The sequence below is a fragment of the Okeania sp. SIO2F4 genome (assembly GCF_010672385.1).
Lineage (GTDB): Bacteria > Cyanobacteriota > Cyanobacteriia > Cyanobacteriales > Microcoleaceae > Trichodesmium.
In genome coordinates, this window is the sequence record NZ_JAAHGT010000088.1 from 1 (window position 1) to 17,692 (window position 17,692).

The window sequence follows — 17,692 nt, forward strand, 5'->3', positions numbered from 1 at the left end:
AGGGGGGAGAGGGGGGAGTAAGAATCTTGGGGTGCATTTCTCACTCATAATGTCTAATTCAATACACTTTTCTGAGAAAAAAGCCTTTCAAATGACTTATACATAACTTCTCTTTTTTATCTACGTTTTATGTTAAGAAAGATGTTTATAAAGCATAGCCTTGAAAGGGGAGGTTATTGACCTGATTTTTGGGTCAAATAAAGCCCAAAAAACTTCAAAAAAGTGGCGATAAAAATTTCTAAACAATGGGCAATAGATATGAGCAAAGAAACGATAGAAAGAATTATCAAAAAGTTGAAGGAAGCTCTGGAAAAGAATGTGAATATCAGACGGAGTAAAACCCTTGATGCCTGGAAAGTCGAAGTGAAGAAACTTAGATTATTAGAACTGAAAGAACAAGACGAAAAGGGATAAATTGACTTGAGATATTTAGATGAAAGTTAATTTTATTTGATGCCATATATTCCTTATGCTTGGCCGGAAAAAGGAGTAACAATAACTGTCAAAAGTTGTCAAATTAAAAGAATTAATGTCTGGGGATTAATGAATCGTAGAAATGAATTATGTTATGAAATTCACCGAGGAATTATCAACAGTAAAATAGTGATATAATTTTGAGATAAATTTAGTTTTAATTTGTCTAAACTTACAATATTGTTGCAATAAAAACCCTGTAGGGACGTTCCATGGAACGTCAGACCGACACAGCTAAAATAGTGTAATAAGCGTAGCAGGACGTCTAGACTAAAATTGTGGGTAAGTTTGAGCAACCTGGAGGACCTCTCCACCAATCCTTCTCCTTGTAGGAGAGGGGAGAATACTCCCCCTTTCCCTTGTAGGAAAGGGGGTTGGGGGGTTAGTTTTACCCACATTTTAAATTTAGATGCTCTAGTAGGTTGGGTTGACGTAGGAAACCCAATAACAATATTAACTAGAAAACTGCTGTAAATTAAGAGCTTGACGATAAATTTTCACAGCTTCTTCTATTTCGCCAATTTCCTGTAGAGCATCCCCTAAGTTTTGATGCACTTCCCAAATATCGGGTTTTAATCCTATTAATGTTTGAGCATCTAAGTCTAACTGTAATAAAGATAAAGCTTGGCGATAATAATGAATAGCTTCATTCCAGTTTTTCTGCACTGCTAATATTTTTCCTATGTCATAGTTAGCACCAGCTAAGTTAGGATTTATTTTCAGTGCTTGATGATAACAATTAATAGTATTATCTACTTGATTTTTCTCTTGAAAAGCTTTCCCCATTATTTGATAAGCTTCTGGGTCTGGTTTAATTTTAATTGCTCTTTCACAGGAGGCGATCGCTTCTGCAAATAATCCTTCTAAATAATAAGTGTTGGCTTCTTTTAAGATTTCTTGGATTTGTTCTTTTTGAGTATATTTTTTCTCATTTTGTACTGCCTGATATAACTGCTGTGGTTTCTGACTTTCGAGTTTTATTTCTGCTACATTTGGTTGATGACCATTCTGGTATGGAATTTGTAATTTGGTTGAGATACGAGAATGCATCTCAACCTTTAAATTGTCCCGATCTTGATTTTTATCTGCCCATATTTCCTTGGCTTTTTGGTGATAAATAACTGCCTCATCTAATCTGCCAAGATGTTTTAAAGCAACACTAAGGTTATAGTAAACTGTAGGAAAATTAGAATTTAATTCTATAGAGTTTTGATAACAAGATACTGCCTGAGTAATTTGCCCTTGTCTATACAATTTATTTCCTAAATTAAAATGGTCGTTAGCTGTTACTTTTTTCGGTTCTAGAGAGTAAGCTTGATACCAACAATCTATTGCTGCTTTTGCTTGACCTAACTCCGTCCAAATTTTGGCTAATTTGCGATAATTATCTGCCACATTTGGTTGAATTGCTACTGCTTTTTGATAACAAGCAATTGCTGACTGCCAAGATTTATGTTCAGCATATAAATTTCCTAATAGTTTATAAATCAAGGCATTATTTGGCTCAATTTCAAGAGCTATTTGGTAACTTGTCTCTGCTTCTTTGATTTGCCCAATTTTTTGCTGAGAATTTCCGATAATTATGTAAGCTGCCACTGCATCTACTTTGATAGAAATAGCTTGCTGAGATTGGGAAATTGCTTGTTCATACAATCCCTGCTCATAATATTTTTGAGCTGACTGAATATAAATCTCAGGAATATTTACCGTACCATTAGCTGGTAAAGCAGATTTTAAATTTATTGGTGTTGTCTGATTTATTTGAGGAATTTTGTCTGCTTTTAAACCAGAGTGGATAATCTGATGATTGTTATTTTGTGTTGGAGTATTTAGAACAGTTTTTTCTCCCTTGAGATTCCAATAAATATTAGTTAAATCTGGTTCGACGGTTAGAGGTTGATTGGGATGTACAGTTTGGATAATTCCTGTAAAATTTCCATTGAGCTGAGGCTGATTATTTTCTAACAGAGATAAGGATGATTCTAGATAATTGTCTGAGAAGTCATTTTTTAAATTAAATGCTGATGTGACTGTATTTACTAGGTCACTAACAACTCTTTCAAAATTTTTGAGTTTCTGAACGATATGAATTGCATTTTCAGCCCTAACCTGTTGAATTATTCCTTGACTATTTTGATGATTTTCTGCTGTTAGTAAATTGAGAGAATTTACTGGATCTTGCCAATGATTAGGAAATACTGGTGTGGTAGGTTTCTTTGTTCCTTGCAGCTTTAATGCTTCCCCTAAATTTTCGTAAGCTCCTAATAAATTTGGATTTAATTCTATCGCCCGACAATAACAGGATATTGCTTTATCAATTATGTTTTGTCTGAGCAGAGTATTGCCTAATATTAAATGTTCTTCTGCTGTAGCTTTTTCTGGTTCTAAAGTGTAGGCTCGATACCAACAATTATAAGCTTCTGTTTGCTTGCCAATTTTTGTCCAAGCTGTAGCTAGTTTGCGGTAAGCATCGGCATAATTTTGCTTTATATAAATGGATTTTTTATAGCATTCAATTGCTTCTGTCCATTGTTGCTGTTGAGCATACAAACTGCCGATATTTAGATAAATTTCTGGGTCATTTGGCTGTAGAGAAAGACCTTTTTTATAGGACTGCCAAGCTGCCTCTATTTGCCCTTGAGATTGCAACATTTTGCCTAGACTTTTGTAGGTAGCTGTGGCATCACTGGGAATTGCTATTTTGGTTTGTTCATTTGATGATTCTGATTTTGATTTTGTGAGTTTATTTGGTCGATCTATTTTTTGATTACGAGGTTCTAAGCAGTAAGCTTGTCTACGACATTCTGCTGCTTCAGTGTGGTTGCCTATTTTTTCATAAGCTCTGGCTAAGTTTCGGTAAGCTGCTGCTAAATCTGGTTTGATTTCTATAGCTTTTTGATAATAGCTTATCGCTTCTTGCCACTGTTCTTTTTGAACAGATAATGTTCCTAAATTTACATAAGCTTCGGCAAAATTTGGCTGATATTCTATTGCTTTTGTATACCAATACCAGGCGGTTTCTAATTGACCTTGAGTATGAAGAATATTGCCTAAAGTTTTACAAGCAGGTGCATAATCTGGTTGATGTTTTAATGCTTGCTCACAGGTTGTTTTTGCTAATGCTAATTCTTTTTGCTTTAAGTATAATTCTGCTCGTTGATGTAACTCAGCAGCCATTTCTTGGGAGTTAACTTTTAATGACATTTTTTTATCTACCAATTTAATAGGTGGGTTGCTCCGTTGGTAAGATAAATTTTCCCCGATAGCTAATTTTTGATATTTCTGAATAGATGCTTTTACCTTACCACTGAAAACTGTTTCGAGTATTTTTGTATTTTCGATAATCCCAGTAATTTTCAGAACTTTTTCTAAGCAGTTAAGATTAACGATAATATCTTCCGTCAGAGGATTTTGATACATTAACTGACGGATAGGATAACAAGTAAAATCCTCTCCTTTTAAATAGTAATGCTCAAGTCCGAGTTGTTGGCTAATCGCCCAATAATAATGTCTAATATAGTTAGGCGAAACTAATTCTATAACTTTAGTTCCTGGACGACAAAACATAATATTTGTCAGTCCACTACCATGAGCAGCAATAATCACTTTGGCATGAGCAAATATGTCTATTTGTTCTGTCAAAGTCATTGATTCTGGCTCAATACAAACAAAACCCAGTTGACTTAACTTCGAGATTACTTCCTCTTCATTGAAAACTCGTCTGTATCGTGAATTATTTCTACTTATATATATCCGTTCTGGATAAAAATTTCTGGGTTTATCTTCGGTTTTCCTTTCCTGTTTTATTCTCTCTAAAAATATCCGACGGTGAAATTCTAAACCCCAGGATGGTAGCCAACCTAAATATCCGGGAAATGAAGGCACAATTAATTGTTTTGCCTGAATATAAGGATGGCGATCGCTTTCGAGAATTTTCTCTTCGGGAATGCCTAATATTTTCAAACTTTCCTTCTGAAATGGCTGTTGATAACTATTAACTAAAAACCAATCTATTTCTTCTAAGTCTATGCCATGAATTTTCAGGATTTCTAACCTCGGCAATATATCGACCATCCAATGAAAATAAACATTGCCAGATAATCCTGATAAGACTGCTACTGTACCATCTATTTTTTCTAATTCTGGTAATTCTTCTAATTCAAAAATTCGATGTTTATTTCCATCATAATTTTTGCATCCTGGTAACTGACCTGGATATTCGCGGGAGAGTTCTTTTTCAAGTTGATTATCTCGATTGATAATTGCTATAGAATTACAAATCATCCAAGAATTTTTCTGGGGTACAACCCATGCCCTACCTTCTGGTAATTTTGCTACAAATGTTTCTGGTTCTAATATTTTTAATGAGTTATTTTTGCCTGGAATATTTGTAGTTGTTGGATTTCCCGAACAACTATAAATTCTACTCCCTAAATGGATAGGATTAAACTGTTGAAAAATTCGTTGTAAGCATGGTTGACAGTTTAATCCCTGACAGAAAGATGATAATTGCTTCTGCTTCTTATGAGATTTTCTTGATTTTGATAAACGCTGCAAATTCTCTGATATTTGCGGATTATTAGGATAAATAGCCAATCCCAAATGATAAATAATAATTGCCGAATTTATCCGATTTTGCTCAACTAAACTATTACCTAGCTTGACATAATACTCTGCTGCTACTGGTTGAATATCTAAAACTTTTTTATAGTAAAACTCCGCTTGGTTATGACTGCCATATTCGGCAGAGACATTCCCTAAATGTAAGTAGGTTTCTACCAAGTATTGAGAAATTTCGGTCAGAGATGATGAACTTTGGGAATTATATTTTTGTAGCGCTCTTAAAAACTTTGCACAAGCTACTTTCGCTTTGTCTAATTCATCTGTACTTTCTGCTAATAAACCAGCCCATTTACAATAACTTTCAACAAACGAATTATTCTTAATAGCTGTTTGTAAATGAGTCATTGCTTCCGACAGTTTTCCCTGTTCCATGAGAGAATAACCACTTTCAGTATAAGCCGTAATATTTTCTGGTTCTAGTTCTATGATTTGCTGAAAATATTCAACCGCTTCTTGATGTAATCCCCGAAATTGATACACTTTGCCAATATAATGACGAGCTATGGTAAATCGAGGTTCTAATTTTAGGGATTTTTCAAAGTAAACTATTGCCTGTTCTAGTTGACCTTTCAGTAACAGAGCTTGACCAATATTATTATGGATAGTAAAATCGTCTGGTTTCAGCAACAAAGCTTTTTTAAACACAGAAATTCCTGCATCAGCTTGACCCTGCTGCAGAAAAATACAACCCCAATTACTGTAAGAATTAACTACAGAATCTAAATGGTGACTATTCTCAATTTTTGATAAATTTATTGCTTGTTGATAACTATCAATTGCTGCTGCTAATAAACCTTGATTTTGCAAGACAATGCCCAGATTATAATAAGCATTAACATCATCTGGTTCGAGAGCAATTGCTTTTTTATAACTCTGATATGCTCCTAATAAATCTCCCTGTTGATACAGTACAATACCTAAATTATAATGAACTGGTTGTAAATTTGGATTATCATTCAGTGCCTGTTGATAGTAAAAAATTGCCTCTTCTAATTTGCCTTCTTGCTGGCACAATGAACCTTTGATTGCTATATTTTCAGCTTCATCTATTAGTTGAATAACAGGAGCGTTTTGCATATATTATTTTTCTCCCTGATTTGCTAAGTATATATAGTAATTCTGTAAATATTCTTCCTTTTCGGGGGAATCTAAAGATAATTTTTCTAGATACTTATACCGTTTCACTGAATTTAGAATTCAGAATGCTAGATTTGATAGGTTCAAAACTTTGACATGCACAAAAGTTTCAGGCAATTCTTTGACATTTAAAGTTTGAAACTATTTGTGACATCCTTAAAGTGAATTGGTATTAGTTGGCAGAATTTTTGACTTATACCATGTCTGGATAATTAGTTATAATAAATTTTTTGTTTGTAGTTTTGCTTTAGCTCAGACATAAATATTTGAGGGCTAAAGCCCAACTACGAGCCTAATTATAAGTGTTCTACCGGAGATGATATGAAACTTCTATAAAGAAAAGAGGTCATTTCAGTTATCAGTTATCAGTTATCAGTACCTCTGACCGAAGCATTGGGATTGAAATACTGAAGTTGATTTTTTTTCATCCCCTTGAAAGGAGAGGATTTAGACCTTTTTTTTTGGTAAATGCTTAAAACCTGATGATAAAAAAATATATACGATATAACACTTAACTTCTGAATTCTGACTTCTGACTTGCGCGTAGCGCTGTTGCGATGCTTCCCTGTGAAAATTAATTTATTATTTTTGTTAGTGTTTTAGATGATTTCAAAGTCATCTGCTACAGGAGTATCTCCTTGGAGGAATGCGAATTGTTGTACTGTATTGTCATCTTGAACAAAGTACAGCTCTCCACTTGTGTCATAAACGACATTAGTAGAACCATTAGGAGTGAAATTATTAATGTCTGTAACTGTCTCTAGTACAATGTTGCCTCCAGCATTACCAAGAATAATATCCTCATCTATCTGAATGATGTCATTATTTTGGAAGTTGGTAAGGGTATCAATACCTACAGAAGCATTAACATCAAAGATGTAAACATCTGCTCCACCGCCACCATCAATAATGTCATTACCAATACTACCAATGAAGGTGTCTTCACCCTGACCTCCTCTGAGAGTATCATCACCTGCTCCACCTAATAGAGAGTCATTACCATTACCACCTAATAGAGAGTCATTACCATCACCGCCGAAGATAGTATCGCTGTTTAGACCACCTATAACTGTGTCGTTGCCTTCACCAGCGAATATTAGGTTTTCCCCAGAAATACCCTCGATGATGTCATCACCTATACCCCCTCGCATAGTATCATTACCCTGACCACCTCGGATGGAGTCATTGTCCCCACCACCCACAAGACTATCTGCACCAGCACCACCATAGAGGGTGTCATCACCACTACCACCAAGCACTGTATCACTAAAACCAGGTTGACCTACATTGTCTCCAGAAAGATTGTCATTTCCACTACCGCCATCTATGAAGTCTGCACCAGTATCCCCTAGGGCGGTATCATTACCCGTTCCACCTTCAATAGTGTCATCCCCACTACCACCGTCGAGCTTGTCATTACCAGCGTTACCTTTTACTGTGTCTTCGCCAGCACCACCTTCTACATTGTCGTTGCCTAACCCACCTACAAGAAAATCATTCCCTACATTACCAAGTATGCGGTCATTCCCTTCACCACCGCCTATACTGTCATCCCCACCTTTGCCTTCTACAGTATCATTGCCATCACCACTATTAACTAGATCATTGCTGCCCTTGGCATTGATACTATCGTTGCCAGACGTTCCCTCTAGTTCATCAGGATTTGGAGTAGCTGTGATAAATGTCGTACCGTTAAAGGTAAATGAACTACTTGGTGTTGGATTGGTTATTATTATTTCACTCATAACTTTTTGTATTGGTTAATTGACTATATATATTAACAAATATTTCAGAGAAAATCCCTATTTTATTTATTTTTATTTAAATCAAAATTTAGGTTACAAAAAAGTTATTCTATGGCTTTAAATTAAATCCGGTTATTTTGTGTAAATTAGGTGTTTTCTCTTATTTTTGTGATGATTGAAGTAAATATTTTAGAGATAATATTAATTTTAATTCTGGACAATAGTAGAATTACTGATAAAAAAGCTAAATTATTATTTTGAATTAGATATAAATACTGATTGATTAAATTGATAAATTATGATACTTCTAAGAAATTACTCGGTAACAAGTATTCACTCAAACTTAAATGCCTACAATGCAGATAAATTTTAATTAGATAAATACAAATAAAAGGTATGAAAATTAGTAAGCATTCAGCATTCAGCTATTAGCTAGCCTCTTGCAGAGGAACTGTGTTATCAGCTATTGATAAGAAGAGGATTGGCTAAAAGGAATTTTTTTCTTTGTTTTGAGCCAATAAAATCTTAATGGATGACTTTTGACTTCCACCCTTAGGGACAGGTTCAATTTATTGTCACTAGAGAAAAATTGTATCCTATTTCAAAGGGAGGATAGGAGGGTTGGGGGGTTAAGTTTTTTTACCCACAATTTTAGTCTAGATACCCCACTACAAATAATGAACTATGTTTCCCGTAGGGTGAAATGTATCAGAAACCTAGCCAAATCAAATCTTCCCTCGAGCAGAAAAAAAATTCCTTTTAGGCAATCCTATCTGTTATCAGAAGAGGTAATTATTAATTATTAATTATTAATTGTTGAAGGTTTTCCTTGAGGTAATTATCCATTATCCATTATCCATTATCCATTAATGAACTGTAGCCTCAGGAGTGTTACTGTTAAAATTAGGGATGGTAGTAAACTCACCACAAAATCTAGTAGTCGATCGAAGAGAGTTTGTTACTCTATCTAACTATTTTTTATCCTATCTTCTAAGGAATTGAACTCCGTCAGGGTATTTAACAAAAAAAGTTGAGCGATCGCTTCACTGGCCAACTTATTAAAGGAAAATCACAGCCGTCAGAAGTCAGAAGTCATGTCTGACTAAGTTTTTCCTAGGAAAATGCTTAAAGCTATAGATTGAATACGATCTATAAGGATCTTCTAATTGTCATTTGTCTCATTTTGTGGATGGCAAGTGGAGGAGCGTATATTACCTGAGTTTTGAATTTAGCTTTGAGAATCTGGCTCAGAACTATATTTTACTTTTTCCCAGATAATAGTAGCTAGGAAACATAATATCATTAAGTAAAATGGTATGCCTATCATATTTATACTCCTAATTTTGATCATAATTGCTGGTACTTTATATTTTTGAGCCTCAGTTATAAGTTCATTGCTTCAAGGAAGTTTACTAACTATTTCCCAAAAATATCAAAGATATTTATATGACTAAATTATAGCACACCTAACTCTTAATTGTCATCCTCTCCGGCAAAACTAGGGTGTACTGAAGAGATAATTTATTGATACAAAAGAATCACATTGGAGATCTACTTAGTTAAAAATATAGTTGTATATATTCATTAGCAGTTTGATGTTATCAAAATTTTTTTCAATTACTTAAAAATAACTTCCATATAAGAATTGGGATTTTCAGCAACCCAACCTAAAGGAGAATTATATCTAATTTCAAAATGTAGATGAGCTTCCTCAAAATCAGGTTGCCCTGTCTGACCAACTGTGCCTAAAAGTTCTGCTTGTTCAATTTTTTGACCAGTTTTAACATTGATATAATCTAAATGAGCATAACGAGTTTGTTTGCCAGAAATATGATTAATTACGACTAAATTTCCATAATTTCCTTGTTTACCAGCAAATGCCACAATACCTTCTCCTATAGAAAAAACTGATGTACCACTATCAGCAATTAAATCTAAACCACTATGAAAAACTACTTTATTTTTAATCGGATGTAGCAACCAACCATAACCTAAAATTACCCTAGCTTCAAAAGGTAAAGGATAACCTGTTAATAAAGATGTTTTTGGCGGTGTTTTTCCTCCCGGAGACCAATTTACTCCTGGTAAAAAAACTACTTCTGGTGTTTGTCGAGCTGATGTTTCTGGGCAACCATTTACTTCATATAAAGCATCAGCGCGGATATTATAATTTTCTGCAACATTTTTCCAGGTTTTACCAGTGGGTACTTTGACAGCGATACCGTTATAGGGAGGAATGACAATTTCAGTACCTATGGTTGCTTGTCCTTTTTGTAGCACTCGATTAAATGCTAATAAGGTTGGGGGTATTAGGTTGTATTGTTGGGCGATGCTTTCAATCGTCTCTCCGGGGGCGACGGTATGGCGTTGGAGACGAGATAATGCAGGTGGGGGACAAACTTCTTGTGCTTCTTCTGAGATGGAAGGAGTGGGAACTTTTATGCGTTGGGTTTGGGCGTTAACCTGCATTACTAACAGTGGATTAATTAAGGATAATAATGTAGTTATTAGGTAAAAGTAAGGTTGAGAATTCATTGGCAATGAAATTGTATAAATCTACTAGAAAAAAATCTTGTGGACAAATAAAACTTGATTTATCATAATACTAATAATTAAATTTTTGCCAACCTTATTATTTAATTTTAATAACTTACACAGAAACCCAGTTTATTACCATGATTATTGGTAAGCATTCAGCTCCTAGCAGTCAGCAGTTCATCAAATAATGAATAATTATTTTTTAGGTTAAAGGAGCTTGAATTTAGCAGTAACTTTTAATTATCTCTCTATTTCAAAGCTTGCTTTTACTTCCTTCTATTATTAATAACTGATGGCTGAATGCTTACGATTATTGTTTTTTAGATCGCTAACTTTCGTTAATAAGTCCGGTTTCTTGTTTTAGAGACTGTTTGTCAAATAAGTATTAAGAAATTAAATAGTGACTAAAATCTCAAAGCAGTAAGACTTCAAAGAATTTAAATCTGGCAGATATAGAGATTTTCATTACATATCTTCCTAGATTTAAAAGTGACAAATATTTGTCTTGATTTCTTCCTCCCAATTCCCAATTTCTAATTCCCAATTCCCAATTCCTAATTCTCAATTCTCAATTCTCAATTCTCAATTCTTAATTCTTAATTCCCTGTCTCCTTTTTATATTTCCTCTATAAATAATCTCTTAGTGTGTAAGTCCTAAAAAAATAGAAATTACGTCACTAATCTTAACCTAGATTAGTTAGCTAAATTAAATAAGCACGCTTCAAACCAAAATTAATACCGCCTTCCCAATCAGAAGTTAAATAATCTCGAACATAAACAAATAAATGCTCTACCACATCTCCATATATAGGATTTTTCACATACCCTTCTTGAAATCGAAATTCTCTATCTGTATTCTTTTGTTTTCTTAACACATATATTTGGTTGATTTTGAATTTTCGTAAATTTACTCCATCTGTTAATTTTAGCCATTCTGCGACTAAAATATAAATAGCATTAGGATTTCTATATTTAAGTTTTTCTGCTGCCGTTGCTGCATCTTGAAGCATAGTTTTATCTAAATAGGTTTTGCATTCTATAACTACAGCAGGCACATCCCAAATATGACTTTCTAATTCTTGGGAACCCTGACAATTTATTTTGGCATGAATTCTCACTCCTATGGCAAAATCATTATCTTTTAGTTCAATTAAAGCATGAGGATGACTGAGCATATCTTGATAATTTTCAGACCGAAAAAATATATCTTTGAAAGTACGAGATTTTCCAATTAAAGCTTGTGATGAAAATTCACTAACTAAATCTTTGAAGAGGTAATACATAAATTATTCCAAGACAGATGAATGGAGATTTGAACGAGAATCAAATTTTTCAGCATAGTGTTGTTGCTCTAGAAAATCTTTGTATTTATTCAATAATTATACTCGCTTTATTAACAACTCACTATCTTGCTTTGTTGTTTGAATCAACGGACCTATTAGCTGTTCATTAGCCAATTTCTACTCATTATATTTTGCTCTGATTTCTCTCAAATATTTCCGAGATTCTGTATCTCTATATTTTGTTTTATGATTTTCCTTTTGCTCTAAATTTTGACCGTGAACATACATTTGATTTAGCTCTATTTTAGTAAGCATTCAGCTATTAGCATTCAGCTTTCAACTTTTGATCGTACAGGACTTACTAAAGTTAGGTAATAAGCTTTTTATTTCCTGGATTATGCTACACAAACATATTTCACTTCTTGGAGACTAATTACTTCTTCCAAAATAATGAATTAATAAATTATACCTGATAGCTAATAGCTGACGGCTGAGTGCTTACCTATTTTACAACTGTTTTAAGATATTATCGGCAATAGCTTTAGCTAATAAAGGAGGAACGGCATTTCCAATTTGATTGTATTGACATAAATGTTTTTCTGCTAAACGACCTTCTCTAGATAGTAGTTTATGACTAACAACTGTTGGTTTACCCATAAATTTAAAACTATCTGGAAATGATTGTATTCTTGCACCTTCTCTAGCTGTGAAATTTCTATGTTGATAAGGGTGAACAAAATTAGCATAAAATGACGCTGGAATTGTATGGCATGGTTTATCTGGATGGAGTCTTCTATTATTTTGGTCGTAGATTTTTTGAGCTATTTCTGTGGAGTTCCTTTGGCGTGGTTGTAAATGTTTTGGTACATCTTTTCCAGAACTTCCCCAACTCATTGTGGCAAATCTTTCTACCATTCTTTTAGTATGATTCATTGCTTTGTGATTAAACAGAATTTTATTGCCATTTCTCAACAATTTTTGATATTCATTCAAAGGCTGTTTTAAATAATTTGACTCTTCTTTTCCTTCACCAGCTTCTAATTGAGGTAAATCAGAAATAGCATCCCATAATGTCGGACAAAACTTTAATTTTTCTTCAAATAAAGATATTTGCTGGTTAGTTAATATTCCATGAGTTGGTGAGGGAAAAGGATTTTCTAGTTCCCGTTTTGAGGCAATAATAAATAAACGTTTTCTGATTTGAGGCACGCCGTATGCTGTGACTTCTAATATATTTATGTAGACGTTATATCCAATCTTTTTAAATTCTTGTTCAATAATGTCGATTACTTTGATTTGAGAATGAGTCCGAAATTTAATTAGGTTGGGTACGTTTTCCATAATTAATATTTCTGGATCAAAAACTTTAGCTATTCTGATTAATTCTCTAAAAAGGTTATTTCTGGGGTCTTTAGGGTCTCCAGCATTTTTATTACAAATAGAATACCCTTGACAAGGAGGACTACTGAGGATAATTTGTGGTTTTTTATTAGCCCAAATTGCTGCAATATCTCTATTAGTAATAGTCGTAATATCTTGATTGATCACAACTGCATCTGGATGATTATAAGCAAAGGTTTCTGATGCCCATTTATCTATTTCTATCCCACCAATAATTTGACAACCCGCCCACTTAAAACCAAGGCTAAATCCACCTGCACCGGAAAAAATATCTAATATTAATGGTTTCATAAACAATACTTTTGGCAAAATTTGTATCCAGGCATCTTGCCTGCTACAGCTATAGTTTATATTAAGCTCCCTATTTTTGTTGAATAAAAAATCATGTATATAGGCGAACAACCCCAGTTAATCTTTAGCTTATCACAAAAATTATCAGGATGCAACCAAATATCCTTTGACGCGCCGATTTTTTTCAGGAGCTTCATACAATGAAAATGTTTGTGGTTTTCCGCTGACTAGGGATGGATGAAAAGATTTAATGATGGGAAAAATCTGATAAAAATAGCGGTTGATAACTTAAATATTGAGCTACACTCCCGCCAAATAAATTTTTAATTGTCTCTCCTACTAATTCTAACCATTGGGGATTACCTTGATAGAAATTTATCAACTCTTGCCATTTTTCCTCATCCAATAATTCTCTATTTTTGAGCATTTCACGCGCTTCTTTTTCTGTTAAACCAGTTAACTGAAATAAACGTACTGGTGAGTCATTATCTGTAAAGTTGAAAATTTCCAAAGGTGGTTCCCAACTGTTGAGAATAAAACAACTATTGTGAGGAAGTTCGCCGATAATTTTAAATAGGTTGCCATAGTTTTCATATCCTGGTTTGTAGTTCCCAAGAAATAGGGAAGGGGCGATTCGCTCTTCGCCTCTACTGAGTATTTGCTGTAGGTCATCCAGAATTATTAAACGAAGCTATATCAACAGTAAAATTTGTGATATTTGCCTACCTTACTTATTACTTTTATCTCTAATTACAAATACGGATATGTTTCCATTAATTCCACTTCACCCCGTGAGGTGGGAAGCTTATAGTTTTTGGGTATTTCACACCAAAATGAATGTTTCCATTAATTCCACTTCACCCCGTGAGGTGGGAAGCACTTTCCATTGATCAGGAGGCAAAACTAGAGCAATTAGTTTCCATTAATTCCACTTCACCCCGTGAGGTGGGAAGCCACAGGGTTCTAGAACCCTTACCAAATATAATCTCTGAGCCTCAATTGCGAGGATCGACTTCATAATACGATAAAACATCAAAAAAAAGCAAGATTTCTCCCAAGAAAAAATCCTCAATCTCTTACCCAACAAAGCTTTCAATATTTGCGCGGATCGCCTCCTTCTATCTACAACCCTCAAACCATTACCCACAAACAACTTGAACCCCATTTTTTCCCTGCCTTCTGCCAAACAGCTACCCATCCGCGCAAAAACTCACTTTTAGGGTGAACAAATAAACTTGATTTACCACAGAATATCGAGACTTCAAGAAATAAGAAACCGGGTTTATTGCCATTTCTGGAAATTTCTTAGATCGACCCGGTTTCTGTCTAATTAATAACGAGCGCTCGAAATAAAACCCTGGTCGATTGCCATAATTATTCTTTTTCGGGAAATTTCTAAGATCAACCTGGTTCTGAGCGATCGCCTGTCTAAACCTTAAATTTCTCAGTTATCCGTTTCATCGCTTCGTTGACATTTTCCCGACTATTAAAAGCGGAAATGCGGAAGTAACCTTCACCTGCAGCGCCGAAACCTGAACCCGGTGTACCGACAACATTACAATTTTGCAACAGCTTATCAAAGAAATCCCAACTCGACAAACCTGTGGGAGTTTGCACCCAAACATAAGGCGCGTTCACTCCACCATAAACAGTTAACCCTGCTGCTTGTAACTGGGAGCAAATAATTTTCGCATTCTCTAAATAAAATTCTATCAATGCTCTAACTTGCGCTTTCCCTTCCTCAGAGTAAACTGCTTCTGCACCCCGCTGCACAATATAAGAAACTCCATTAAATTTAGTAGAGTGACGACGGTTCCACAATTTCCATAATTCTACATCGCTACCATCAGCAGCTTTCCCTTTGAGAGTTTTGGGTATGACAGTCAGCGCGCAACGGGTACCAGTAAAACCAGCATTCTTAGAAAAGGAGCGAAATTCGATCGCGCATTCTCTTGCTCCTTCTATCTCATAAATAGAATGGGGAAGACTCGCATCGGTAATAAAAGCTTCGTAAGCAGCATCGAATAAAATAATGGCGTCATTTGCTTTGGCATAATTTACCCATGCTTGCAAATATTCTTTAGTTGCCGTCGCACCAGTGGGGTTATTGGGAAAACACAAATAAATCAAATCTACCTTTTGAGTAGGAATTTCAGCAATAAAATTATTTTCTGCTGTTATTGGTAAATAAACTAAACCCTCATATTCTCCTTTATCATTCACATTTCCAGTATTACCTGCCATTACATTAGTATCTACATACACCGGGTATACTGGATCTGTTACAGCAATAGTATTATTATTGCCAAAAATTTCCAAAATATTACCACTATCACACTTCGACCCATCAGAAATGAAAATTTCCGAGGCATCAATATCACATCCCCTAGCTTGGAAATCTTGAGTCGCAATCTTTTCCCGCAACCAACCATAACCCTGTTCTGGGCCATAACCCTTAAAAGTTGAGCGATCGCCCATTTCTTCCACAGCTTTAATCATGGCCTGACGACAAGCTTCTGGCAATGGTTCGGTCACATCCCCAATACCCAATTTAATAATCTGGGCCTCCGGGTGTGCTTCAGCAAAAGTATTAACACGTCTAGCTATTTCTGGGAATAGGTATCCTGCTTTGAGTTTGAGGTAATTATCGTTAATTGTTGCCATGGTAGATTAAAAAAAGTCACTTACAACATTAGACCTGTTGGAAAACTGAAAGTCAAATTACAGCGTTTTCTCTTGTTATGAGGTACAAGACTTTAGGTTTGAGGGAACAGGGAACAGGGAATAGAAAAGAAGAAAAACAACTGTACCTCATAACTTCGAAAACTGTTGTAATTGGGAGAGATAGGCAAAAGGCAAAAGAGATATAGTTGAGCAGGTGAATACACGAATAATTTTGTCCACCTACTTAGAAACTAAATGTATCAGTGAATCTAAAAAAGGGAATTAAAGAAGGGAATAGGGAGTAGGAGATAGGCAAGAATAGAGAACTATTAGTCATTTCAGTTATCAGTTATCAGTTATCAGTTATCAGTACCTCCTGCAATAGGGAGGCTTGAAATACGGAATATTCTTTTTTTATCCCCTTAAAAGAGGAGGCGTAACTACCCAAATTTTTCGGTCACTAGAAAATAGTCCTCAAGTATTGACTAAAATATAGCTACTTCTCAAAGAGCAAGGACTTTTGCTATTAGTCATTAATTTAGATTAATGGTGATATTCAACTTTTGATATTTCCTTGACAAATATTCTCTTAACTAGACTTATAGTATTTATCAAAAGTCTTACCACGCTTAAAAGCTTGATTTGACGAACTTATAAACTGTTCAAGTATTGGAAAATTTTTGAGTATTGGTACTATACTAATTTTCAAAAATAATATTATAAATCATTTGTAAGTATTCAGCGGTCAGCTATTAGGTAGCCTCCTGCCGAGGAACTGCGTTAACAACTTTATTACTTTTAAAGTAATTGAGAAATTTCAAAGAATTAAAAGTATGGATAAAAGTCCATTAGTAAACCTTAATAGTCTATCGAACCACATAGTTTATTAAAAAGCTGAAAGCTGACTGCTAATAGCTGAATGCTTAGAATCATTTGGTCAAGTAAAATTATTTAAGTCAGATATACCCTTTGCCAAGGTCATGAGGTACAGTTATCTTTTTGTCTTTTTATTCCCTGTTCCTTCAAACCTAAAATTTTGTACCTCACGCTTTTTGGGAATTGCTATATCTATTGGATAGAATCAAATTATTTCTGAGTAAAAAATGATAATAATAGCTATTTCTATTGGCTACTGAATACTAAAAAAAAACAAGTATTTGTAGCTAACATTTATCAATTTGGAATTAGACAAAACAGTGCCCGAAAATAGGATTAAATATAGACAGGCAGAACCTTTAGCATCAAAAATGTATATAGCAGCCCTATTTTATTTGTGTATAAAAACCTTACCGAAAAATAAAGGTATAAAGCCTCTCACTCGCCGTGGAGAAAAAAGCGGTCGTTTACGGAGCATTCCGTCAGGATGGGATGCCGAGGTCTCCTCGCTGGCCTCCAATCGACCAAGACAGCGGTCGGAAAGCGGAGCAGTCCGTTAGGATGGGATGGCGAGGTCTCCGTTCCCTCCGGGACGCTACGCGAACTTCGAAGCTTTGCGAAGCGCAAACGCTTGCCTCCAATCTCCCAAGAGAGAAGAAA

At 34.8% G+C, this 17,692-nt stretch carries 10 protein-coding genes; 2 read left to right on the top strand and 8 right to left on the bottom strand.

Annotation, left to right across the window (positions count from 1 at the left end; translation table 11 throughout):
- Positions 1–222 precede the first annotated feature (222 nt).
- Positions 223–414, top strand: a complete 192-nt coding sequence (locus F6K22_RS08415) for a hypothetical protein (protein ID WP_293095769.1) — start codon at positions 223–225, stop codon at positions 412–414.
- A 39-nt stretch (positions 415–453) separates the two neighbouring features.
- On the top strand, positions 454–612 hold the full coding sequence (locus F6K22_RS08420) for a hypothetical protein (protein WP_293095772.1): 159 nt from the start codon (positions 454–456) through the stop codon (positions 610–612).
- A 315-nt stretch (positions 613–927) separates the two neighbouring features.
- Here the strand turns inward: F6K22_RS08420 and F6K22_RS08425 are convergent, their stop codons facing one another.
- The 8 genes from F6K22_RS08425 to F6K22_RS08460 form a co-directional block, all read right to left on the bottom strand.
- The gene (locus tag F6K22_RS08425) at positions 928–6,174 is read right to left on the bottom strand and encodes a tetratricopeptide repeat protein (RefSeq protein ID WP_293095774.1); all 5,247 of its coding nucleotides are present in this window, start codon (positions 6,172–6,174) and stop codon (positions 928–930) included.
- A 659-nt stretch (positions 6,175–6,833) separates the two neighbouring features.
- Positions 6,834–7,979: a calcium-binding protein gene (locus tag F6K22_RS08430; RefSeq protein WP_293095777.1), complete on the bottom strand. Its 1,146-nt coding sequence runs from the start codon at positions 7,977–7,979 to the stop codon at positions 6,834–6,836.
- A gap of 1,617 nt (positions 7,980–9,596) precedes the next feature.
- Positions 9,597–10,514 (bottom strand): LysM peptidoglycan-binding domain-containing M23 family metallopeptidase, encoded by a 918-nt coding sequence (locus tag F6K22_RS08435; protein WP_293095780.1) that lies wholly within the window; start codon positions 10,512–10,514, stop codon positions 9,597–9,599.
- A 704-nt stretch (positions 10,515–11,218) separates the two neighbouring features.
- Complete coding sequence (locus F6K22_RS08440) at positions 11,219–11,800, bottom strand: Bpu10I family restriction endonuclease (protein WP_293095783.1); 582 nt, start codon at positions 11,798–11,800, stop codon at positions 11,219–11,221.
- Between the two features lie 177 nt (positions 11,801–11,977).
- The gene (locus F6K22_RS08445; protein WP_293095786.1) at positions 11,978–12,115 is read right to left on the bottom strand and encodes a hypothetical protein; all 138 of its coding nucleotides are present in this window, start codon (positions 12,113–12,115) and stop codon (positions 11,978–11,980) included.
- Between the two features lie 192 nt (positions 12,116–12,307).
- Positions 12,308–13,492 carry a DNA cytosine methyltransferase gene (locus F6K22_RS08450; RefSeq protein WP_293095789.1) on the bottom strand — a complete coding sequence of 395 codons (1,185 nt, stop codon included), beginning with the start codon at positions 13,490–13,492 and terminating at the stop codon, positions 12,308–12,310.
- 247 nt (positions 13,493–13,739) lie between these two features.
- Complete coding sequence (locus F6K22_RS08455; RefSeq protein ID WP_293095791.1) at positions 13,740–14,003, bottom strand: hypothetical protein; 264 nt, start codon at positions 14,001–14,003, stop codon at positions 13,740–13,742.
- 917 nt (positions 14,004–14,920) lie between these two features.
- On the bottom strand, positions 14,921–16,156 hold the full coding sequence (locus F6K22_RS08460) for an LL-diaminopimelate aminotransferase (RefSeq protein WP_293095794.1): 1,236 nt from the start codon (positions 16,154–16,156) through the stop codon (positions 14,921–14,923).
- Positions 16,157–17,692 lie beyond the last annotated feature (1,536 nt).

Coding starts and splice junctions, on each gene's coding strand:
- F6K22_RS08420 (WP_293095772.1), top strand. CDS start 454: ATGCCATATATTCCTTATGCTTGGCCGGAAAAAGGAGTAACAATAACT.
- F6K22_RS08425 (WP_293095774.1), bottom strand. CDS start 6,174: ATGCAAAACGCTCCTGTTATTCAACTAATAGATGAAGCTGAAAATATA.
- F6K22_RS08430 (WP_293095777.1), bottom strand. CDS start 7,979: ATGAGTGAAATAATAATAACCAATCCAACACCAAGTAGTTCATTTACC.
- F6K22_RS08435 (WP_293095780.1), bottom strand. CDS start 10,514: ATGAATTCTCAACCTTACTTTTACCTAATAACTACATTATTATCCTTA.
- F6K22_RS08440 (WP_293095783.1), bottom strand. CDS start 11,800: ATGTATTACCTCTTCAAAGATTTAGTTAGTGAATTTTCATCACAAGCT.
- F6K22_RS08445 (WP_293095786.1), bottom strand. CDS start 12,115: ATGCTTACTAAAATAGAGCTAAATCAAATGTATGTTCACGGTCAAAAT.
- F6K22_RS08450 (WP_293095789.1), bottom strand. CDS start 13,492: ATGAAACCATTAATATTAGATATTTTTTCCGGTGCAGGTGGATTTAGC.
- F6K22_RS08460 (WP_293095794.1), bottom strand. CDS start 16,156: ATGGCAACAATTAACGATAATTACCTCAAACTCAAAGCAGGATACCTA.